A 22,438-nucleotide genomic window follows, 5' to 3' on the forward strand; every position below is an offset into this window, starting at 1 on the left:
GCGTCGCCAGCAGACCACGCCGGTACTGCGGTCGGGGCTCACAGCGGGCAGTCATCGGTGGGCAGCAGAGGGCGGATCGGGTCCCACTCCTCTTCGGAGCTCGAATCTGCGGCTCACGCACCGGGTGCGCACCGAGCGTCAGAGCCACAGATGCGAGATTCAGGATCCACGGAACACGCTCTAGGGAGAGTGCAGGCGCAGGACCGCGTGCTCGGCCCACTCGGGCGGGCGGGTGAACCGGGAGACCACCGTCATCGTGAGGAAGGCCAGCGGGATGGTCCAGGCCGCCGGTTGCGCCAGCAGCACGCTCACCCAGCCCTCGGGCGTGCTGAACAGGATCGACCAGCCGACCGCACCGGTCGCGGTGACCCCGCCGACGATCAGCCCCGCGGCCGCCCCGGGCAGGGTCAGCCGCCGCCACCAGATACCGAGCACCAACAGCGGGCAGAAGGTGGACGCCGCCACCGTGAACGCCCACACGACCAGCACGTTGATGTCGATCATCTGCGCGGGCAGCGCCAGGAGCACCGCGACGCAGGCGCCGACCGCCACGGCCAGCCGCAGCCGCGGCACGCTCCCCTGGAACAGGTCGTGGGACAGCCCTCCGGCCAGCGCCAGCAGGAGACCCGAGGACGTGGACAGGAACGCGCCGAAGGCCCCCGCCGCGACCAACGCGGTCAGGAGCGTGCCCACCGAACCGGGGACGGCCTCCGCTGGCAGCACCACCGCCACGGTGTCGGTGCCCTGGAGCATCACCAGCTGCGGCGTGAGCACCCGGCCCAGCAGGCCGTAGACCGTGGGGAACAGGTAGAACAGCCCCAGCAGCGCGATCACGCCGACCGCGACCCGGCGGGCGATCCGCGCGGTCGGGCTCGTGTGGAACCGCATGATCACGTGCGGCAGCCCCATACAGCCGAGGGTGATGGCGAGCAGCGTTGACCACGTCTCGAACAGCGGGTAGCCGCCCACGTTCAGCAGCGGGGTGCTCCACCGCTCGTTGCCCAGTTCCGGCAGCCCGGCCGGGTGCGGGATGGTGGCGCCCTCCGGGAACACGTACTCCGTGCCCTGCTCGACCGCGTGCCCTCCGGCGGCCAGCTCCAGCTCCCGGCCGTCCGGGGTGGTCACGGTGACCGCGTGGTCCAGGCTGAACTCCGTGGCCACGGTGAACTCCACCGGCGTGGTCCGGGGGAAGTGGGTGCCCCACTCCGGGTGCAGCGCCTCGGCGCGGGTCTCGGCGCCCGCGTGCACCACCAGGAAGATCGCGGGCACGGCGAGGAAGGCCAGCTTCACCACGTAGTGGAACGCCTGCACGTAGGTGGCCGAGCGCATCCCGCCCGCCGCGATCGACCCGCTCACCACCAGGCCCGCCAGCAGCACGCCCACCCAGTAGGGGGTCCCGCTGACCAGGCTCAGCACCACCCCGGCCCCCTTGAACTGCGGAACCAGGTACAGCAGCATGATCACCAGCACCACGCACCCGCAGAGCTTGCGCAGCCGGGGCGCGCCCAGCCGGTACTCGGCGAAGTCCGGCACGGTGAAGGCCCCCGAGCGGCGCATGGGCCCGGCGACCAGCGCCACCACGGCGACGTAGCCCGCGGTGAACCCCACCGCGTACCACATGGTGCCCAGCCCGTTCTTGAGCAGCAGCCCGGCCAGGCCCAGCACCGAGGCGGCGGACAGGTACTCACCGGCGATCGCGAGGGCGTTCCAGTTCGGTGACACGCGCCGGGAGGCCACCAGGAAGTCCGAGGTGGAGCGGGCCGCCCGCACCCCGTACACCCCGATGACCAGGCTGGTGACCAGGACCAGGCCTATCGCCAGAACGGCCGTGGTCATGGCTTCCCGTCGGGTCCGGCGCCGCCGCCCTCGGCCCGGTCCTCCAGGCGCTCGGCCGCGCGCACGTGCCACAGGGCCAGCCCGAACAGCAGCGGGTACACCGCCACCGTCAGCAGCAGCCAGGAGACCGGGACCCCGACCAGGCGGGTCCGGCCCAGCTCGGGGAAGAGGGCGAAGGCCCCGCTCAGCCCGAAGAGCACCACCGCCAGCAGCAGGACCGTGCGCACCGCCGTGCGCCGCTGCGCCCGGAAGAGCCGCCGCGCCGCCTCGGTGTCCACCGGGGCGGGCACCGGGATGAGGTGGTGCGCGGGACGGTTGCCACGGGCCAGCGCGATGCGCGTCTGCGGGCTGGTGAGCTTCTCACGGCGCGGGCTCACACCCCACCCCCGGCGGTCACGGCTGCTCCTTGACCGCTCCCGGCGGGCGGGCCGAACGGCCCAGCTGGTCGCGTCGGGCGGCCTCCATGAGCTGGGTCCGGAGTCGGCGGCTGTGGCGGCGGCTCACCGGCACGTCCCCGGCCGGGGTCCCGGCCACCAGCCCGGAGGAGGACGTCACCCGCAGGTCCCGCACCCACGGGATGGCGATCAGGAACCCCCGGTGCACGCGGATGAACCCGGCGGCGGCCCACACCTCCTCCAGGTACGACAGCGACAGGCGGATCAGGTGCGTGCCGTCCGCCGTGTGCAGCCGCACGTAGTCGCCCTGCGCCTCCACGAACTGCACGTCGTCGCGCTTGACGAAGACGGTCCTGCGCCCGGTGTCGATCTGCACCACGTGCAGGTCCTCCGCCGGGGAGGACGCGCCGCCGGACCCGCGCAGCTGGGCGATCCGCCCCACCGCCTCGGCCAGCCGCTCCGGCCGGATCGGCTTGAGCAGGTAGTCCACGGCCCCGATACCGAAGGCCTCCACGGCGTGCGCCTCGGAGGCGGTCACGAACACGATGGACGGCGGCTCGGACATCACGCTCAGCACCCGGGCCACGTCCATGCCGTCCAACCCGGGCATGAGGATGTCGAGGAAGGCGGCGTCGATGCTGGTCGTGCCGAGCAGGCGGACGGCGGTGGCGCCGTTGGAGGCCACCAGGACCTCCGCCACCTCGGGCATGTCACCCAGCAGGGAGGCCATCTCCTGCCGGGTGGAGGACTCGTCCTCCACCACCAGCACGCGGAGTTCGGGCTTCACCGGACCACCACCCCGGGGGCGAACCTCGGTACGCGCACGGTCACCTTCGTCCCTTCTCCCAGAGCGGTCTCGATCACCAGACCGTACTCGGGTCCGTAGACCGCCCGCAGCCTCTGGTCGACGTTGGCGAGACCGACGCCGCGGGACTCGGGGCCGGTGCCCGCCAGCAGGGCGCGCGCCAGTTCGGGGTGCATGCCCACCCCGTCGTCCTCGATCTCGATGACGCACAGGGGGCCCTCGCCGAACCCGGACACGCTGATGTGCCCGGTCCCCTCCTTGCGTTCCAGCCCGTGCCGGATCGCGTTCTCCACGATCGGCTGCACCACCAGGAAGGGGATGGCGACGGGCAGCACCTCGGGCGCCATCCGCACGGTGATGTCGAGGCGGTCGTGGAAGCGGGCCCGCTGGAGTTCGAGGTAGGTCTGGGTGGCCTCCAGCTCGTCGGAGACCGTGGCGTAGTCGCCCTTCTCCGAGAACCCGTACCGGAGGTAGTCCGCGAAGTCCGACAGCAGGTGGCGGGCCCGGTCGGGATCGGTGCGCACCAGGGCGGCGATCACGGCGAGCGCGTTGTGCACGAAGTGCGGGGAGATCTGCGCGCGCAGGGTGCGCAGGTCGGCGGCGGCGATGCGGGCGCGGGCCCGGCGCAGGGCGGCGTGGTCCAGGGAGTCGGAGACCAGCGCGGCGGCCGCCTCCACGTCCGCCTCCACCGGGTGGCCCGAGGCCATCAGGGCACCGGAGAGCTCGTCCGCGACGGTCAGCGGGACGGCGCACACCGAGGTGCCGTCGGGCAGCCGGGAACGGGCGCCGCCGCCGTACTCGAAGACCTGGGACAGCAGGGCTTCGACCTCGGCGGGGGCCGGGCACCTCCCATGGGAGGCGACCGTTCCGTCGAGGTCGGCGAGGAGCACCCCGTCCACCGCCAGGACCTGGCGCAGACGGCGGGCGGCGGAGTGCGCGCCGCGCCCGTGCAGGCCGTCCCGGAGGTCGGCTCCCAGTGCGTGGACCTGGCGCATCAACTCGACGCTCGCCCGGCGTTCCGAGGACGTGGGGCGCCGGGAGGGGGAAAGCCGCGACAGCCACCGATAGGACACGGACCGATCCTATCCCCGCAAAATGTGTCGGCGCTCACGTGCTGACCCTCGCTTTTCCTCTTCGTTCCGGGCTGTGCGTCGCTGGTCACGGAAGGTGCACGGGACGGGCCCGCCGCCCGGGGAGGCGACGGGCCCGTCAACGGGAGAGCGGTGACCTAGTGGCTGCCGGCCTTCTCCGCGCCCGCGCCGGTGAGGGCACGGACCTGGAGCATCGCGAACTTGTCGAAGTCGCGCTCCTTGGACATCAGCGTTCCGACGATCGCGCAGACCAGGCTGATCGGCACCGACACCAGGGCCGGGTTGGGCAGCGGGAACCAGGCGAAGTCGACGTTGGGCATGAGCGCGGACTCCGAGCCCGAGACCACGGGCGAGAAGAACACCAGGCCGACGGCGCTGATCAGACCGCCGTAGATGCCCGCGAGGGCCCCGGCCGTGTTGAAGCGCTTCCAGAACAGGCTGAGCAGCAGGGTCGGCAGGTTCGCGGAGGCGGCCATCGCGAACGCCAGCGAGACCAGGAAGGCCACGTTGAGGTTCTGCGCGAAGATCGCCAGCACGATCGCCACCACGCCGACGCCGATGGCCGAGAACCGCGCGACCCTGACCTCCTCGGCTCCGGTCGCCTTGCCCTTGCGGATGACCGAGTTGTAGAAGTCGTGGGCCAGCGAGGACGAGGAGGCGATGACCAGGCCCGCCACCGTCGACAGGATCGCGGCGAAGGCGGCGGAGGCGATGACGGCCAGCAGGACCGCGCCGACCATCTCGCCGCCGATGCGTTCACCCACCACCGACGCGAGCTGCGGTGCGGCCGTGTTCCCGGCCGCGTCCTGCGCCGTGATGGCGTCGAAGCCCACCAGGGCGGCGGCGCCGAAGCCCAGCACGAGGGTCATCAGGTAGAACGCGCCGATGAGGCCGATGCCCCAGTTGACGGACTTGCGGGCGCTCTGGGAGTCCGGGACCGTGTAGAAGCGGATGAGGATGTGCGGCAGACCGGCGGTGCCCAGGACCAGCGCCAGCCCCAGGCTGATCAGGTCCAGCTTGTTCCACAGGGTCTGGAGCGCGTCCCCCTCGACGACGACCCCGTAGCGCTGCCCCGGTTCGAGGAATGCGGCCGCGTCGCCGTCGGCCGCCGCCTGGCTGGCGTTGGCCGCGTCGGTCATCAGGGCGCCCAGGTTGAAGCCGTAGAGCGACAGCGTGAGCAGGGTCAGCAGCGCGGCGCCGGCCATCAGGATGACGGCCTTGACGATCTGCACCCAGGTGGTGCCCTTCATACCGCCGAAGGCCACGTAGATCGTCATGAGCAGACCGATGACGACGATCCCGACGATCTTCGCGGTCGGGGCGTCCATGCCGAGGAAGGTCTGCCCCTCCTGGATGCCGAGCAGCAGGGCGATGAGCGCGCCCGCGCCGACCATCTGGGCGAGCAGGTAGAAGATCGACACGACCACGGTGGAGACCGCGGCCGCGGTGCGCACCGGGCGCTGCTGCATCCGGTAGGAGAGGACGTCGCCCATGGTGTAGCGGCCGGAGTTGCGCAGCAGCTCCGCGACGAGCAGCAGGGCGACCAGCCAGGCCACGAGGAAGCCGATGGAGTAGAGGAAGCCGTCGTAGCCGAAGAGCGCGATCATGCCCGCGATGCCCAGGAAGGACGCGGCGGACATGTAGTCGCTGCCGATGGCCAGGCCGTTCTGGAGCGGGGAGAAGCCGCGTCCGCCGGAGTGGAAGTCGGTGGCCGAGCGCGTGTTGCGGCTGGCCCAGACGGTGATGCCGAGCGTCGCCGCGATCATCAGGGCGAAGAGGACGAGGGTGACGATGCGGCTGCTCTCGCTGACCGCCTCCTGAGCGAGCATCATCGGCCGTCCTCCTGGTCCGTCGAGGAACCGTTCTGGAGTTCGTCGCGCAGTTCGGTGGCGAGCGAGTCGAAGTTCCGGTTGGCGTACATCGTGTACAGGACGGCGATCCCGAAGGTGGACACGAACTGGAGGATGCCGAAGACCAGGGCGACGTTGACGCTGCCGAACAGCACGGTGCCCATGACGTCGCGGCCGAACGCGGACATGAGGACGTAGAGCAGGTACCAGGCCATGAAGGCGATGCTCATGGGGAAGATGAAGCGGTACAGGCGCCGTTTCAAGTCGACGAACCGCGGGTCGGCGTGCATCGCGACGTACGCCGCGTCGGTGATGGGTACGTCGCCACCGCCGTTGCCGTCCGGTGGTGTCGGACCCTTCGGGGGGCTGTCGTGTGCCATGTTTCGTGAACCTCCGGGGGGATGGCGGGGAAGGTGCCGCGTCCGGTCGCGTTCCCGCGTCGAGCGGGTTCGCCTGGAATGACCGGTTCGTGTGACGTGCGTTACCCAGCACTGTAAGGAGGGCCACCCGGCCTGAGCAGGGGGGCGTGCCGGGGCGCGCGCCGAACGCGGACGAGGAGCGTCGAGCGGTCGCCCACCGTGCGATGAACGGTCGGTTGACGCGACGAACGGTCGACGGGCGGCCCGCGCCCCGCCCCGCCTGGGGAGACGCCCCTCGGAGAACGCGTCCCGCACACCGCTGACGGCCCCGGCGGGTGGGGGCCCGCCGGGGCCGTCAGCTCGGTTCCCGTTCCTCGAACGGGGGTGGATCAGTCCGGGCGCCCGCGACCTCGTCGGGGCCGACGCGCCCTGCGCCCGTCGCGTCGGCGGTTGAGGTGGGCCGCGTGCACCAGGTACCGCTGGAACAGGGACTCGGCCACCGGGTTGTGGTCGCGCACGCGCATCAGCCAGTGCGGCATGACCCGCTCGTGCAGCCACAGGAAGCCGATGGTGAAGCCGAAGCTCAGCATGGCCTGGAGCGCGAGGAACGACAGGAGCGGCTCGCGCAGCGCGGGGCCGTCACCGATCACCCACGCCACCATGTGGGCGTCGAACAGTTGGGCGGCGGGGAACCCGACCAGCCAGTACAGGGCCAGCGGGGCCACCGCCCCGATCGGGAAGACCCCGCGCGCCAGCAGCACGCTGTACACGGCGCCGAGCACGGCGAGCGGGAGGCCCAGAGCCAGCCCGGCGGTGCCGGTCATGGCCAGGGGCAGTCCCGCCGCCATCCCCACTCCCGTGGCGAACAGGCCGGCGACCACGCCGATGGCCGCCCCCGGGAGCGCGACCTCCAGGTGGTTGGGCGGGGTGCCTCCCAGGCGGAGGGCGGACGTGGCGGGCATCAGTCGACCACCACCCCGAACGCGATCAGCGAGTAGAAGAGCGCCCCGAGGTAGAACACGGCGGCCAGCGCGATGATCGCGTTGGAGACGATCCCCGGGCGGATCGGCTTGGGCAGCGCGATGTTGTTGACCAGCAGCAGCACCACGCAGTACGCGCCCATCGCGAAGGCCGACAGGAAGGCCAGCACGTCCAGGATGGCCGCCGGTCCGTCCGCCGGTCCGAACAGCAGGATGACGGTGCCGAACGCGATCAGCCCCCACAGGAACATCCCGTACAGCTTCGACAGCCCGATCTTCTTGGCACCCGGCACGAAGTTGTACGTCATGTCGGCCTGGCCGCGCGAGAAGGAGTCGAACAGGCCCAGGGTGGCGTTGATGCCGATCAACGCGATGAAGAGGAAGAACACCGTGCCGAGGACGGGGCTCCCGGCGGCGGAGAAGGCACCCGCCATCGCGTCGAGCGAGGCCTCCCGGTCGCCGTCCCGGATCAGCTGCGCCACCTGCGGGTCGAACCGGGCCGCCGACTGGGCCAGCACGGTGAAGGAGATCGTCACCAGCATGGTGATGCCCCAGAAGAGCACCAGGGCGTCGAAGGTCACCCAGCGGCGCCACCCCTTCCACTTCTCCATCTCCCTCGGGTCCGAGGTGTCGAACATGAAGCCGCGCGAGGGGACGGCCTCCTGCTCGCCCGCGTGCCGCAGGCCCCGGATCTGGGGGATGTGCGCGCCCATGCCCGCGCCCTTGTCGCGCAGGTGCAGGGTGTACCACATCTGCTGCATGCCGGAGGGTCCGGCGAAGGCGATGGCGCCGACGACGATGGGGAACCAGGCCGCCGACATGGCCTCCTCGGGGAAGTACCCGAACGAGAACATCCCGCTGATGGTGGAGGTGAGGTCGGACAGGTTGCCGACCATCGCCGCGACCACGGACGTGCCGACGACCAGCAGGCCGATGCATATGGAGAGCAGGTTCTCCAGCAGGTCGTAGATGACCTTGGCGAGGGTGAAGACCACGCCGACGAGGACCATCCCGGCCACCGCCGTGGCCTGCCAGGGGATGCCGGTCACCCGTTCGAAGGCGGAGGCTCCCGCCGAGAGGTGGCCCGGCCAGATGTACACCAGGATCGCCGTGAGGAAGAAGAACCACATCAGCGGCTTGAACACGCGTGCCGCGCCGTAGAAGATGCTCTCCCCGGTGGCCATCGCGTAGCGCGACATCTCCAGCATGACCACGGCCTGGAGGGAGACGCCGATCAGGAACAGCCAGCGGATCTCGGGCCCGAAGACCAGGACGAGGCGCGGCCACATGTAGGACTCGCCCATGCCCACGCCCAGGGCGACCAGGAACACCGTGGGGCCGAGGATGTGGATGGACGGGGGAGCCTTGGGGAGCTCCCGGATGGGCATCGGCTCCAGCTTGCCCGCCTTCCAGTACCGCTGCTCCTGCGGGGGAGCGGCGGTGGCGTCGGCCGGGGGGTCGGAGGGCGCGTCGGCGGAGGCGGTGACCGGTTCGGCGGCGGGGCCGGTCTCGGACGGGTGGGCCCGGCGCTGGGCCGGGACGTGCGGTCGCTGGGTCCCGGACGGCGCCGGGGGTTCAGAGGAGTCGGGTTCGGGGCGTGAGGAATCCAAGGCGGTACTCCGTGTGTGTGCGAATGCGAGTCGGTGGTTCGCATGTCGCCCCCGGGTGGTGCGGCACCTCCCTGATCGTGGTGGACACGTGGCTGGGGGTCACCGTGGCTGGACGTGGCTGTCCCCTGCGGTGGCCAGGGGCCCGGCGGCCTTGCGGCGGCGGCTCCAGGGGCCGCCGGGCGGGTGTGGCTCGTGTGCTCGGTGTGTGGCGAGTGGCTGGTGTCGGTCGTGTGTCGTGCTGGCCCGGCCGGGGCCGGTGGCACCGGCCGGGCATTCGGTCAGAGTAGTCCGGCGGCGCGGGCCCAGCGATACTTCGCGCCGAGAACCTTCACCGGCATCTCGGTCGTGTAGGGGTAGGCGACGATCCCGTGCTCGAACAACCGCTGGCTGGCCGCCTCGACCTCGGTGTCACCCGAGAGGGAGGCCACCACCGGCTTGTCGATCCCGGCGGCCCGGGCCTTGCTCACCACGTCGATCACCACGTCCGCGAAGACCAGCGGCGGGGTGACGATCGTGTGCCAGTAGCCGAGCACCAGGGAGTGGACGCGGGGGTCCTCCAGCCCCAGGCGGATGGTCTTCTCGTAGGTGGAGGGCGGCTCGCCCCCGGTGATGTCCACCGGGTTCCCGGCCGCCCCGAACGGCGGGATGAAGGCCCGGAAGGCCTCGTCCAGGTCCGGCGGGATCTCGTACAGCGACATCCCGTTGTCGACCACGGCGTCGGAGAGCAGCACGCCCGAGCCGCCCGCACCGGTGATGATCACGATGTTCTCGCCGCCGGGCGCGGGCATGACCGGCAGGGCGCGGCCGAACTCCAGGAGTTCGGTCAGTCCGGGGGCCCGGACCACGCCCGCCTGGCGGAGGATGTCGTCGTAGACCTTGTCGTCCCCGGCCAGCGCCCCGGTGTGGGACCCGGCGGCGCGGGCCCCGGCGGAGGTCCGGCCGGCCTTGAGTACCACCACGGGCTTCTTCGGGACCACCTCGCGGGCGGCGGCCACGAACGCCCGGCCGTCCTTGAGGTCCTCCAGGTGCATGGCGACGGCGTTGGTGTTCTCGTCCTGGCCGAAGAAGGTGAGCAGGTCGTCCTCGTCGATGTCGGCCTTGTTGCCGACGCCCACGATCGCGGACACACCCGTGCGCGTGCTGCGGCTGTACCCCAGGATCGCCATGCCGATCCCGCCGGACTGCGAGGTGAGGGCGGTGCCCCCGGCCACGTCGTAGGGGGTGCAGAAGGTCGCGGACAGCTTCTCCGGCGTGTAGTAGTAGCCGTAGATGTTGGGTCCGAGGATCCGGACCCCGTGTCTGCGGGCGACGGCGAGCACCTCGTCCTGGAGCTCCTGCTCGCCGGTCTCCGCGAACCCGGACGGGATGAGGATCGCGCCCGCCACCCCCTTGCGCCCGGCCTCCTCCAGGGCCCCGGCGACGAACTTCGCCGGGATCGCGAAGACCGCCACGTCCACGTCGCCGGGCACGTCGGTGATCGACCTGTACGAGGTGAGGCCGTTGACCTCGGCCGACTTCGGGTTGACGGGGTGGATGGCGCCCCGGTACCCGCCGTCCACGATGTTGCGGATCACCGAGTTGCCGATCTTGCCCTCCTCGTTGGAGGCGCCGATCACGGCGATGGAGCGCGGCTTGAAGATGCGCTCCATGGACGCCAGGATCTCCTCCCGCCCGAAGGTGCGGGGCCCCTCGGCGGGCTCGAAGTCGAGGACGAACCGGAGGTCGGCGGCGACGGCCCCGGACGCGGAGGCGAACACGGGGTTGAGGTCGGCCTCCGCGATCTCCGGGAAGTCCGTGACCAGCTCGGACAGGCGCACCAGGAGGTCGGCCAGGGCCTCCCGGTCCACCGCCTCGGCGCCCCGGACCCCGTCCAGGACCTCGGCGGCCCGGATGTCGCCCACCTGGGTGAGCGCCTCCTCCCGGCTGACCGGGGCCAGACGGAAGGAGACGTCCTTGAGGACCTCCACCAGGACGCCGCCCAGCCCGAACACCACGACCTTGCCGAACGTGGGGTCGGTGGTGGCGCCGACCAGGACCTCCAGACCGCCCTGGACCATCTGCTGGATCTGTACGCCGTCGACGCGCGCGTCGGGGTCGTGGGCGCGGGCGTTGGCGGTGACGCGCTCGTAGGCCGCGGCGACCTCCTCGGCGCTGTTCAGTCCGATCTCCACGCCGCCCGCGTCGGTCTTGTGCAGGATGTCGGGGGAGACGATCTTGGCGGCCACGGGGAGGCCGAGTTCGGTGGCCAGGGCGGCGGCCTCCTCGGCGCTGCGGGCCAGCGCCTCGCCGGGGACGGGGATGCCGTAGGCCTCCGCGAGGAGGCGGCCCTCGGGGGCGGTGAGCGCGGTCCGGCCCTCGGCGCGGGCCCGGTCGAGGACCTCGCGGACCGGGGAGGGGTCGCGGTCGGAACGTTCGGGGGTGAAGACGGCCATGCGCTCAGATCACTCCGTTCGATGAGAGCTCCGCCAGTTCCTCGGGGGTCAGGCCCAGCTCGTCGCGGTAGATGTCGGGGTTGTGCTCACCGAGCAGGGGGGACCGGCTGACGTCCACCGAGGAGTCGGAGAGGCGGATGGGCGAGGCCACGGTGTGGTAGCTGCCGCGCTCGGGGTGGTCGACCTCGGTGACCACGCCGTTCTCCCTCAGGGTGGGGTCCTCGATGATCTCCCGGGTGGACATGATCGGCCCGCACGGGATGTTGTGTTCGTTGAGCGCGGAGAGCACGTCCCACTTGGGCAGTTCCCCGGACCACTCCTCGATCAGGGCGAAGGCCTTGTCGAGCTTGTCCAGCCGGGCCTCGGGGGTGGCCCACTCGGGGTCCTCGGCCAGCTCGGGGCGGCCGATGAGCCGGGCGATGGGCGCCCAGCCCGCGGGCTGGATGATCACGTACACGTAGTCGTTGGGTCCGCCGGGCGCCGTGCGCACGGCCCAGCCGGGCTGTCCGCCGCCGGAGGCGTTGCCGGAGCGGGGGACCTCGTCGGTGAAGTCGTCGTTGGGGTACTCGGAGAGCGGGCCGTGGGCGAGCCGCTGCTGGTCGCGCAGCTTGACCCGGCACAGGTTGAGCACCGCGTCCTGCATGGCGACCTGGACGCGCTGGCCCCGGCCGGTGTGCACCCGCTGGTAGAGCGCGGCGAGGATACCGGCCACTGTATGCATTCCGGTGCCCGAGTCACCGATCTGCGCGCCCGTGGCCAGCGGCGGGCCGTCCTCGAACCCGGTGGTGCTCATGGAGCCGCCCATGGCCTGGGCGATCACCTCGTAGGCCTTGAAGTCGGCGTACGCGCCCGGGCCGAACCCCTTGATCGACGCGTAGACCAGCCGCGGGTTGGCCTCCGCGAGCACCTCCCAGGTGAACCCCATCCGGTCCAGGGCGCCCGGAGCGAAGTTCTCCACCAGCACGTCGCTGCGGCGCACCAGGTCGAGGAAGATCCGCTTGCCCTCGGGGCTCTTGGTGTTGAGGGTGATGCTCCGCTTGTTGGAGTTGAGCATCGTGAAGTACAGGCTGTCCACGCCGGGGCGGTCCCGGAGCTGGCGCCGGGTGATGTCGCCCGAGGGCGCCTCCAGCTTGACGACGTCGGCGCCCATCCACGCGAGGATCTGGGTCGCGGACGGTCCCGACTGGACGTGGGTCATGTCCAGGACGCGGACCCCGTCGAGTGCCTTGCCCATGACTCTCCTTCCGGGCTACTTGTACATCGTCTGGTTCATGGTCCCCGGGGCGTACACCTCGGGGTCGATCCAGACGTTGATCAGGGAGGGCTTGCCGGACTCGCGGGCGCGGAGCAGGGCCGGGCCGATCTCGGCCGGGTCGTGGACCTCCTCGCCGTACCCGCCGAGCATCTTCGCGAACTCCGAGTAGCGGACGTCGCCCAGGGTGTTGCCGAGCTCGCCCCGGTCCGCGCCGTACTTGGCGATCTGGCCGTAGCGGATCTGGTTCATCGAGGAGTTGTTGCCGACGATCCCCACGAAGGGCAGGTCGAAGCGGACCAGGGTCTCGAAGTCCCAGCCGGTGAGGCTGAAGGCGCCGTCTCCGAAGAGCGCGACCACCTCCTTGTCCGGGCGGGCGTACTTGGCCGCCATCACGAACGGGATACCGACGCCGAGCGTGCCGAGCGGCCCCGGGTCCAGCCAGTGGCCCGGTGACTTCGGCTGGACCACCTGGCCGGAGAAGGTGACGATGTCGCCGCCGTCGCCCACGTACACGGAGTCCTCGGTGAGGAACTGGTTGATCTCGTTGACCAGGCGGTAGGGGTGGATCGGGGTGGAGTCCGAGGTCAGCAGGTGCGCGCGCTTGTCGAGCGCGGCCTGCTCCTGGGTGCGCAGCTCCTCCAGCCAGCCCTTGCGGCCCTGCGCCCCGGTGTCGCCGTAGCCGGAGACGGCCTGGAGCGCGGAGGACAGGATGACGTCGGCGTCGCCCACGATGCCGAGGTCGATGTCGCGGTTCTTGCCGACGGTGGCGTAGTTGAGGTCGATCTGCACCACGGTGGCGTCGGGGGAGAGGCGCTTGCCGTAGCCCATCCGGAAGTCGAACGGCGTGCCGACGATGATGATGAGGTCCGAGTTGCTGAAGGCGTAGCGCCGGGAGAGCTGGAAGTGGTGCGGGTCGCCGGGCGGGAGGGTGCCGCGTCCGGCGCCGTTCATGTAGGCCGGGATGTTGAGGGCGCGGACCAGTTCGACGGCGGAGTCGGTGGCCCGGGTGGTCCACACCTGGTTGCCGAGCAGGATGCTGGGCCGCTCGGAGCGCACGATCAGCTCCGCGAGGCGCTCGACGGCGGCCGGGTCGCCCGCCTGGCGGGTGGAGGCCCGGTAGTGCCCGGCGGCGGGCACGCGCGCCCGCTCCACGGGGACCTTGGCGTCCAGCACGTCGCGGGGGATCTCCAGGAAGGACGGGCCGGGGGCGCCGTTGTTGGCCTCGCGGAAGGCCATGGAGACGAGGTCGGCCACGCGTTCGGTGTGCGGGACGGTGGCCGCGAACTTGGAGATCGGGTTGATCATGTCCACGTGCGGCAGGTCCTGGAGCGAGCCCATCTTGTGCTGGCTGAGGGCGCCCTGGCCGCCGATGACCAGCATCGGGCTCTCGGCGCGGTAGGCGTTGGCGATGCCGGTGACCGCGTCCGTGGTGCCGGGGCCCGCCGTCACCACCGCGCAGCCGGGTTTGCCGGTGATCCGGGCGTAGCCGTCGGCGGCGTGCGCGGCGACCTGCTCGTGCCGGACGTCGATCACGTCGATGCCCTCGTCGGCGCAGCCGTCGTAGATGTCGATGATGTGGCCGCCGCAGAGCGTGAAGACGACGTCGACCCCCTCGGCCTTGAGGGCCTTGGCGACCAGGTGGCCGCCGGAGATCGTGCTGCTGTCGCTGTTCGTTTCGGTGGGTACCTTGCCTTCGGCCATCGGTGCGACGACCCCTTTCGTGCTGAGGGTACGGAGCGTGTGATCACGTGAAGATCGGATACTGTATACCGTGTGCATCACATTGGAACACTCCGGCGCCGCGCTGTCCAGACCCCGGGGGGCCGACTTGTCCCGGCCCCCGGAGGGAGCGTCCGGATCGGCAGGGGGCGGCGCAGGCGTGCGGCCAGGAGGGCGGCCACGGCTGTGAGCAGGCCGGAGGCGGCCAGGGCGACGGTGTGCGAGGAGTCCGGGGCCAGGGTGAGGAGCGCGATCGCGCCGCCCACGCCGAGCAGTCCGCCGACCGCCTTGGAGCCGTGGACCAGCCCCGCGAGGTCGGCCGAACGGGCGGGGTCGTCCTCCTGGGCGCGGAACCGGCCGGACCCGCTGACCCGCACCGTGCCGTGGTGCTGGCCGGTGCCACGGTGCTGGCCCCTGCCGAAGTGCCCCTCGGTGATCGCCCGGGTCAACGGGTAGCAGGAGCCGGTGCCCGCGCCCACCACGAGGACGGCGGCGAGCAGGAGCGGCAGGGGGCCGTCCGGGGCGGACGCGGCCAGGGCCGCCTGCCCGAGCGCGGTCGCGGCCAGCAGCGCGGTGAGGGTCCGGCGCCGTCCGGCGCGTTCGGCCGCTCCGCTCGCCGCGAGCCGCCCGACCCCGCTGCCCAGGGCGAACGCCGTGACGGCCGCCGCGATCTCCGCCGGATCTCGACCGAGGCCCGACAGGACCGGTGGGAGCACCACCAGGGTGAACAGCCCGACCGTCCCGGACAGCGCCACGATCGTGTGCAGGGCGTGCAGGGAGCGCCCGCTCGCCCAGGCCTGGCCCGCGCTGAAGTCACGCGCGGCCGGCGGGTCGGCGCCGCGCCGCAGGGCCGCCGCGCGGGGGTCGCTCCCCGGGGGCCACCAGTACGCGGGGGCGCCGCGCTGGCCGACGCCGCCCGCCGCACCCAGGACCAGCACGGCCAACGCGAGCGCCGTGGCCGCGGGGCCGGGGTCTCCGGAGGGCGGCCCCAGGGCGAGCGCGGGCAGCAGTGGCACCGCGCCCAGGGCGAAGGCCCCGCCCACGGCGCCCAGACGCACGGTGGGACGGTCCGGGAACCAGCCGCCCACCAGGTCCACACAGGAGTGGTAGACCAGCCCCGCGCCCACGCCGCCGAGCAGACCGTACCCCGCCACGGCGGTCAGCGGGTCCGTGGCGTGCCCGACCGTGTACACGGCCACGGCACACAGCGCGGCCCCGACGCAGATCGCCGCGCCCGGGCGGAGCAGCCCCCGGGTCCGGAGCAGGCGCGGCACCGGGGCGAGGCAGCCCTGGACGAGGGCCCAGACCAGGAACGGCGTCAGCGCCTGGGCCGGGGTCCAGCCGTGCGCCGCCGTCAGGAGGGGCACGGCCGCGCCGTAGCCGAACTGGAGGACGCCCACCGCCCCGACCGCGAGCAGGGCGCGGGTCAGCAGCACGGAGCGGGGCGCTCCGGTGAGCCGACGCGCGGAGGGGCCGACGGTGTAGCGCCTGCCCCGCCAGTCGTGCACCTCGGCGGCCTCCGACGCGGGGGCGGGCGGTGGCTCCGGCTCCGCCGGGGCGGGTCGGGGCGGTGGTCCGGGCAGATGGCGGGGGAACATGGCGACCTCCTTGTATGCAGTATGCAAAGTCCCGGAGGGCTTGTGAAGGGGCATCTCGACAACAATGCCTATTGAATACTGCATACAATGTGGAGTATCACTGGAAGGGGGCGACGAGCGGACGGAGGAGGAGCGTTGGATCTCCACGAGTACGAGGCCAAACAGATCTTCGGTGAGTACGGGGTCGCGCTGGTCGAGGGCGAGATCGCCGACACCCCCGAACGGGTGGCGGCGGTGGCCGGACGCCTCGGCCGGAGGGTCGTGGTGAAGGCCCAGGTCAAGGCCGGTGGGCGCGGGAAGGCCGGAGGCGTGCGGGTGGCCGAGGGGCCCGCCGACGCCCGGGCCAGGGCCGAGGAGATCCTCGGCATGGACATCAGGGGCCACACGGTTCACCGCGTCCTCGTCGAGGAGGCGAGCGACATCGCGGAGGAGTACTACTTCTCCTTCCTGCTCGACCGCGCCCACCGCGAGTTCCTCTCCATCTGCTCGGCGCGGGGCGGCATGGAGATCGAGGAGGTCGCCGCCGCCGAGCCCGACGCGGTCGTGCGCACCCCGGTCGGCTCCCGGGGAGTGGGCCGGGAGGAGGCGCTGGGCATCTGCGCCGCCGCCGGGCTGCCCGAGGAGGTCCGGGACCGGGCCGCCACGGCCATCGCCGCCCTGTGGAAGGTCATGGTGGGCGAGGACGCCACCCTGGTGGAGGTGAACCCGCTGGTCCGCACCGCCGACGGCCGGGTGGTCGCCCTCGACGGCAAGGTCACCCTGGACGACAACGCCGCCTACCGGCACCCCGAGCGGACCCCCTTCTCCCACGGCGCGGGGACCGACGAACGCGAACTCCGCGCCCGGGAACGGGGCCTGAACTACGTGCGGCTCGACGGCGAGGTCGGCGTCATCGGCAACGGAGCCGGACTGGTGATGTCCACCCTGGACGTGGTCGCCCACGCCGGGGAGGAGCACGGCGGCGTGCGCCCCGCCAACTTCCTCGACATCGGCGGCGGTGCCTCCGCCGAGGTCATGGCCAACGGCCTCGACGTGATCCTCGGGGACCCGGCCGTCCGGAGCGTGCTCGTCAACGTCTTCGGCGGGATCACCGCCTGCGACGCCGTGGCCAACGGCGTCGTCCAGGCCCTCGAACTCCTGGAGAGCCGGGGTGAGGACGTCGGCAAGCCGCTGGTCGTGCGCCTGGACGGCAACAACGCCGAGCAGGGGCGCCAGATCCTCACCGCCCGCGCCCACCCGGCCGTGCGCCAGGCGGACACGATGGACGGCGCCGCCCGGCTCGCCGCCGAACTCGCCGCGCGGAACTGACCGCCCCCTTCGACAGGAGAAACCCCCATGGCCATCTTTCTGAACAGGGACAGCAGGGTGCTCGTCCAGGGCATGACCGGCGCCGAGGGCACCAGGCACACCCGGCGCATGCTCGCGTCCGGCACCAACGTCGTTGGTGGCGTGAACCCGCGCAAGGCCGGGCAGGGCGTCGACTTCGACGGCACCGAGGTGCCCGTCTTCGGCTCCGTGGCGGAGGGCGTCAAGGCCACCGGCGCGGACGTCACCGTGGTCTTCGTGCCGCCCCGCTTCACCCGGGACGCGGTGGAGGAGGCGGTCGACGCGGAGATCGGTCTGGCCGTCGTCATCACCGAGGGCGTCCCGGTCCACGACACCGCCGCCTTCTGGCACCTGGCCACCGAGCGCGGCAACCGCACCAGGATCATCGGCCCCAACTGCCCCGGCCTCATCAGCCCGGGACAGTCCAACGCGGGCATCATCCCGGCCGACATCACCCAACCGGGCCGGATCGGCCTGGTCTCGAAGTCGGGCACGCTCACCTACCAGCTCATGTACGAGCTACGGGACCTCGGCTTCTCCACGGCGGTGGGGATCGGCGGCGACCCGATCATCGGCACCACGCACATCGACGCCCTGGCCGCCTTCGAGGCCGACCCGGACACCGACGTGATCGTGATGATCGGTGAGATCGGCGGCGACGCCGAGGAGCGCGCCGCCGCGTACGTCCGGGAACACGTCACCAAGCCCGTGGTCGGCTACGTGGCGGGCTTCACCGCCCCGGAGGGCAGGACCATGGGCCACGCCGGGGCGATCGTCTCCGGCTCCTCGGGCACGGCCGCCGCCAAGAAGGAGGCCCTGGAGGCGGCCGGGGTGCGGGTCGGCCGGACCCCGAGCGAGACCGCCCGCCTCACCCGGGAACTCCTGGGCTGAGACGGCCGGTCGGATCGACCGGACACCGCGACGGGGCGGCGGCTGGTGCCGCCGCCCCGGGTGGGCCGGTATCGGACCTGGTTGGTGCGGGGGGCTGGAACGCGCCAACCAGGTCCGCGTCTACCGTTCCGGAGGGCGCGTCGCCCCTGGGGCCGCCGAGGACGCGAGCGCCCTCTCCAGGAGAACGCGATGCCTTCCGGTGTAGACGTTCATGGAGCTGCCGCGCAGGAAGCCGACGAGCGTCATGCCCGCCTCCGTGGCCAGGTCGACAGCGAGGGACGAGGGGGCCGAGACGGCGGCCATCATGGGGATGCCCGCCATCCACGCCTTCTGGACCAGCTCGAAGGAGGCGCGCCCCGACACCATGAGCACGGTCTCGCTCAGCGGGAGGCGGTCGGAGCGCAGGGCCCAGCCGACCAGCTTGTCGACCGCGTTGTGCCGCCCCACGTCCTCGCGCACGGCCAGCAGCTCGCCGTCGGCGGTGAACAGCCCGGCGGCGTGCAGGCCGCCCGTGCGGTCGAACACCCGCTGGGCCTCACGCAGCCGGTCCGGGAGGACGGTGAGGGTGGGCACGTCGATCCGCAGGCCGTCGTCGGCCACCGGCCACCGCGCCTTGGTGCGCACGGCGTCCAGGCTGGCCTTGCCGCACAGCCCGCACGAGGAGGAGGTGTAGAAGTTGCGCTCCAGCGAGGTGTCGGGGAGCGCCACCCCCGGGGCCAGGGACACGTCCAGCACGTTGTAGGTGTTGGACCCGTCCGCGGTGGCCCCCGCGCAGTACCGGATGGCGGTGACCTCGGGCCCCTCGGAGACCACCCCCTCGCTCACCAGGAACCCGGCGGCGAGGTCGAAGTCGCTCCCGGGGGTCCGCATGGTGATGCTCAACGGGGCGCCGTCCAGCCTGATCTCCAGCGGCTCCTCCACCACGAGGGTGTCGACGCGTTCGCTCTCGACTCCCTCCCTGATACGGAGGACCTTCTCACGGGCGGTCACCCGTCCCATTCCCCACCACCGCCTTCCGGTGCCCGAGTGCGTTTACTGGTCTACTCTTCCCGACATTCGGTGTCGAGGGGACGAAGCGTCAAATCGGCGTATGGAGGACAGGCGGCCCGGAGAGGCCCCGGTCACAGCCCCGTGCCTCAGCCGTCGCCGCGCCGCTGTACGTGCTGGAAGCCGAACCTGCCCTTGATACAGAGGTTTCCGTGCGTCACCGGGTTGTCGTGCGGCGAGGTCACCTTCACGATCTCGTTCTCCTGGACGTGCAGGGTGACGTTGCACCCGACCCCGCAGTAGGTGCAGACCGTGGTCGTCTCGGTCTGGCTCTCCTCGTCCCAGGTGCCCGCCGCGCGCATGTCGAACTCCGTGGCGAACGAGAGCGCCCCGGTCGGGCAGACCTCGATGCAGTTCCCGCAGTACACACAGGCCGAGTCGGGGAGCTCCACGTCGTGTTCGGTGGAGATGCGGGCGTCGAACCCGCGCCCGGCCACCCCGATCGCGAAGGTGTTCTGCCACTGGTCGCCGCAGGCGTCCACGCACTTGTAGCACATGATGCACTTCGAGTAGTCGCGCACGTAGAGGTCGTTGTCGACCTTGGGGGGCTGCTCGACCGTGGCGGCCTCCGCGCCGTCGCCGGGCTCGTGCTCGCCCGCGCGCCGGGCGTCGCGGACGCCGAGCGCCGCCGGTTCGGCCCGGGGGCCGAACCGCTCCGGCTCCGCCTCGTAGCGGTCCATCCACCCGGCGACCTTCGGGGTGGTGGACAGGTCCACCGAGGAGCCCAGCAGTTCGAGGACCACCTTCCGGCTGTGCCGCACCCGCTCGGAGTCGGTGGCCACGCTCATGCCCTCCTCCAGCTTGCGGGAGCAGGCCGGGGCGAGGGTGCGGGCGCCCTCCACCTCCACCACGCACACGCGGCAGGCGTTGCGGGGGGTGAGCGTGTCGCCGTGGCAGAGGGTGGGCACCTCGGTGCCCTCGGCGGCGCAGGCCTCCAGGACGGTGGTGCCCTCCGGCACGCGGACGGTCGCGCCGTCGATGGTCGCGTCGATCAGGCGTCGGGGGGTGGGCAGGAGTACGGGGACGGTCATCGGGCCTCCTCGGTCGCAGCCCGGTCGCCCGGGGCTGGGGTGTGCGGGTCGGTGTTCCGTGGGCTGTCGGGGGCCGGGGAGCCGGTGCCGTCGGACTCGGAGTAGAGGCCGAGCCGGTCGATCGCGGACTCCACGGCGTTCCACGCGGTCTGGCCCAGGCCGCAGATGGAGGCGTCCCGCATGGCCAGGCCGACCTCCCGGAGCAGCGGCAGCTCCTGGGCGGGGGAGGCGCCGGAGCGCAGCCGCAGCAGCGACTCCTCCTGGCGGACCGTGCCCACCCGGCAGGGCACGCACTGTCCGCAGGACTCGTCCCGGAAGAAGGCGGCCACGCGCGCCAGGGTCGCGCCGAGGTCGGCGGTGTCGTCCAGGACCAGCACCACGCCCGAACCCAGCGAGGTCCCGGCGGCCCGCGCCCCCTCGAAGGTCAGCGGGATGTCCAGCTCGTCGCCCCGGACGAAGGTCCCGGCCGCCCCGCCCAGGAGCACGGCGCGGATGGACCGCCCCTCGGGCATCCCGCCCGCAGCCTCGACGAGGTCGCCCAGGGTGGCCCCGAAGGGCAGTTCGTACAGGCCGGGGCGGCGCACGCCGCCGGACACGCAGAACAGTTTGGGCCCGGTGGAGCCCTTCGTTCCCACAGCGGCGTACGCCGGACCGCCCATGAGGAGCACGGGGAGCACGTTGACCAGGGTCTCCACGTTGTTGACCGTGGTCGGCTTGCCGAACAGGCCCTTCTCCACGGGGAAGGGCGGCTTGGTGCGGGGCTCGCCGCGCTGTCCCTCGATGGAGCCGAAGATGGCGGTCTCCTCGCCGCAGATGTAGGCGCCCGCGCCGCGCCGGATCTCGATGTCGAAGGAGAAGCCGGACCCCAGGACGTCGGGTCCGAGCAGTCCGCGCTCCCGGGCCTGGGAGAGGGCGTTCTCCAGGTGGCGCAGCGCGCGCGGGTACTCGCCCCGGATGTAGAGGTAGCCGGTGCGGGCGCCGATCGCGTACCCGGCGACGGTCATGGCCTCGACCACGGAGAAGGGGTCGCCCTCCATGAGGACCCGGTCCTTGAAGGTGCCGGGCTCGCTCTCGTCGGCGTTGCACACCAGGTAGTGCGGGGTGTCCGGCTGCTGGGCGGTGGCGCTCCACTTGCGGCCGGTGGGGAAGGCGGCACCGCCCCGGCCGAGCAGCCCGGAGTCGGTGACCTCGCGGATCACCCCGGCGGGGCTGAGGCGCAGGGCCTCGCGGAGCGCCGCGTACCCGCCCGCCGCGCGGTAGTCGTCGAGGCTGAGGGGGTCCACGCGGCCGATCCGGCTCAGCAGGACGTGGTCGGGGGAACCGGCGTCGGGGACCGCGGCCGCCGGGTCGGGTTCGGGGGCGCCGCCGAGGAGGGGGTCGGCGGCGTAGGTGGTGGTGCCGGGGCGGTGGCCGTCGAGGGAGTGCCCGTTGACGGCGTCGACGGCGCCGACCGGGGTCGGCGGGTCGGCGATCGCTGAGCCGTTGGCGGTGCCGTCGGGACCGGTGGTGTCGTCCCCGGAGCCGGTCGCGGACTCCGGCTCCGTGGGCGGGGCCTCGGCGAGGGAGTCGAGGGCGTCGGGGGTCGCGGGGGCGGCGACGGCGTACCGCGCGGGGCTTCCCGCTTCGAGGGCGAGCGCCGCCGGGGCGCGCTCGCACATCCCCAGGCAGGGGCTCTCGTGCCAGGTGGTGCCGGGGGCCCCGGCGTCGTCGGAGTGGCCGCCGGGCGGGCCCAGGCGGGCGGCCAGGCGCTCGCGGAGCGCGCCCGAACCGGAGGCGGCGCAGGCGATGTCGGTGCACAGGTGCACGACTCGGCGGGGGCGCTCGTGCAGGGCGAACATCGCGTAGAAGGAGGCCACCGCGTAGGCCTCGGCCGGGGGGACGGTGAGCCTGCGGCAGATGTGGTTGAGCGCGCCCCGGCTGATCCAGCCCACGCGGTCGTTGACGGCGTGCAGGGCGGGCAGGAGCAGGTCGCGCTGGTCGCGTGCGGCGTGCCCGCCACGTGCGTAGCGCAGGTCGGAGTCCTGACGGGTCCCGCCCTCCCAGCCGGACGCGGGCGCCCCCAGGAGCGTGTCGACGGCGTCGCGTTCGGCGTCGGTGGCCACCTCGTCCAGAAGTCGCAGGTCCACGCCCGGATCACCTCAATCGTGTGTAGGACAGATCACAGGATTCTGTATACAGAAGACAGTAAGAGTGGTCCTCCGGAATGACAACCC

The 22,438-nt window shown here is 72.3% G+C and carries 17 protein-coding genes; 2 read left to right on the top strand and 15 right to left on the bottom strand.

What is annotated here, in order from left to right; translation table 11 throughout:
- Positions 1-180: 180 nt before the first annotated feature.
- From AC0VYL_RS03210 to AC0VYL_RS03265, 12 genes are all read right to left on the bottom strand, one after another.
- Positions 181-1,836 (bottom strand): sodium/solute symporter, encoded by a 1,656-nt coding sequence (locus AC0VYL_RS03210; RefSeq protein ID WP_475458985.1) that lies wholly within the window; start codon positions 1,834-1,836, stop codon positions 181-183.
- Complete coding sequence (locus tag AC0VYL_RS03215) at positions 1,833-2,213, bottom strand: hypothetical protein (protein WP_475458987.1); 381 nt, start codon at positions 2,211-2,213, stop codon at positions 1,833-1,835. Before AC0VYL_RS03215 ends, AC0VYL_RS03210 begins: the two co-directional genes overlap by 4 nt.
- A 16-nt stretch (positions 2,214-2,229) precedes the next feature.
- Positions 2,230-3,018, bottom strand: coding sequence for a LytR/AlgR family response regulator transcription factor (locus AC0VYL_RS03220; protein ID WP_475482284.1), 789 nt, complete (start codon positions 3,016-3,018; stop codon positions 2,230-2,232).
- Entirely contained in the window at positions 3,015-4,031 is a 1,017-nt protein-coding gene (locus tag AC0VYL_RS03225) for a sensor histidine kinase (protein ID WP_475482285.1), read from the bottom strand. The genes AC0VYL_RS03220 and AC0VYL_RS03225 overlap by 4 nt, the downstream gene beginning before the upstream one ends.
- A 233-nt stretch (positions 4,032-4,264) precedes the next feature.
- A complete protein-coding gene (locus AC0VYL_RS03230) occupies positions 4,265-5,959 on the bottom strand; it encodes a solute symporter family protein (protein WP_475458994.1) in 1,695 nt (564 codons plus the stop codon).
- A complete protein-coding gene (locus AC0VYL_RS03235) occupies positions 5,956-6,357 on the bottom strand; it encodes a DUF485 domain-containing protein (RefSeq protein WP_475458996.1) in 402 nt (133 codons plus the stop codon). The genes AC0VYL_RS03230 and AC0VYL_RS03235 overlap by 4 nt, the downstream gene beginning before the upstream one ends.
- Before the next feature lie 368 nt (positions 6,358-6,725).
- Positions 6,726-7,298 (bottom strand): hypothetical protein, encoded by a 573-nt coding sequence (locus tag AC0VYL_RS03240; RefSeq protein ID WP_475458998.1) that lies wholly within the window; start codon positions 7,296-7,298, stop codon positions 6,726-6,728.
- Entirely contained in the window at positions 7,298-8,926 is a 1,629-nt protein-coding gene (locus AC0VYL_RS03245) for an Nramp family divalent metal transporter (protein WP_475459001.1), read from the bottom strand. The genes AC0VYL_RS03240 and AC0VYL_RS03245 overlap by 1 nt, the downstream gene beginning before the upstream one ends.
- Before the next feature lie 278 nt (positions 8,927-9,204).
- Positions 9,205-11,358, bottom strand: a complete 2,154-nt coding sequence (locus tag AC0VYL_RS03250) for an acetate--CoA ligase family protein (RefSeq protein ID WP_475459004.1) — start codon at positions 11,356-11,358, stop codon at positions 9,205-9,207.
- Between the two features lie 4 nt (positions 11,359-11,362).
- Positions 11,363-12,592, bottom strand: coding sequence for a formyl-CoA transferase (gene frc, locus AC0VYL_RS03255; protein ID WP_475459006.1), 1,230 nt, complete (start codon positions 12,590-12,592; stop codon positions 11,363-11,365).
- A 15-nt stretch (positions 12,593-12,607) separates the two neighbouring features.
- A complete protein-coding gene (locus AC0VYL_RS03260) occupies positions 12,608-14,314 on the bottom strand; it encodes a thiamine pyrophosphate-binding protein (RefSeq protein ID WP_475459009.1) in 1,707 nt (568 codons plus the stop codon).
- Positions 14,315-14,391: 77 nt separating this feature from the next.
- Positions 14,392-15,930 carry an MFS transporter gene (locus AC0VYL_RS03265; protein ID WP_475482286.1) on the bottom strand — a complete coding sequence of 513 codons (1,539 nt, stop codon included), beginning with the start codon at positions 15,928-15,930 and terminating at the stop codon, positions 14,392-14,394.
- A 135-nt stretch (positions 15,931-16,065) separates the two neighbouring features.
- Here AC0VYL_RS03265 and sucC point away from each other — a divergent pair, with 135 nt between their 5' ends.
- Positions 16,066-17,238: an ADP-forming succinate--CoA ligase subunit beta gene (sucC, locus tag AC0VYL_RS03270; RefSeq protein WP_475482287.1), complete on the top strand. Its 1,173-nt coding sequence runs from the start codon at positions 16,066-16,068 to the stop codon at positions 17,236-17,238.
- 27 nt (positions 17,239-17,265) lie between these two features.
- The gene (sucD, locus tag AC0VYL_RS03275) at positions 17,266-18,147 is read left to right on the top strand and encodes a succinate--CoA ligase subunit alpha (protein ID WP_475482288.1); all 882 of its coding nucleotides are present in this window, start codon (positions 17,266-17,268) and stop codon (positions 18,145-18,147) included.
- A 120-nt stretch (positions 18,148-18,267) separates the two neighbouring features.
- Here sucD and fdhD read toward each other — a convergent pair whose 3' ends face one another.
- The 3 genes from fdhD to AC0VYL_RS03290 all read right to left on the bottom strand — a co-directional run bounded on the left by fdhD (position 18,268) and on the right by AC0VYL_RS03290 (position 22,351).
- Positions 18,268-19,146 (bottom strand): formate dehydrogenase accessory sulfurtransferase FdhD, encoded by an 879-nt coding sequence (gene fdhD / locus AC0VYL_RS03280; RefSeq protein ID WP_475459017.1) that lies wholly within the window; start codon positions 19,144-19,146, stop codon positions 18,268-18,270.
- Positions 19,147-19,283: 137 nt separating this feature from the next.
- Entirely contained in the window at positions 19,284-20,225 is a 942-nt protein-coding gene (locus AC0VYL_RS03285; protein ID WP_475459018.1) for a 2Fe-2S iron-sulfur cluster-binding protein, read from the bottom strand.
- Positions 20,222-22,351: an NAD(P)H-dependent oxidoreductase subunit E gene (locus AC0VYL_RS03290; RefSeq protein ID WP_475482289.1), complete on the bottom strand. Its 2,130-nt coding sequence runs from the start codon at positions 22,349-22,351 to the stop codon at positions 20,222-20,224. The genes AC0VYL_RS03285 and AC0VYL_RS03290 overlap by 4 nt, the downstream gene beginning before the upstream one ends.
- Positions 22,352-22,438 lie beyond the last annotated feature (87 nt).

The organism is Nocardiopsis sp. iso_238 (genome assembly GCF_056173325.1).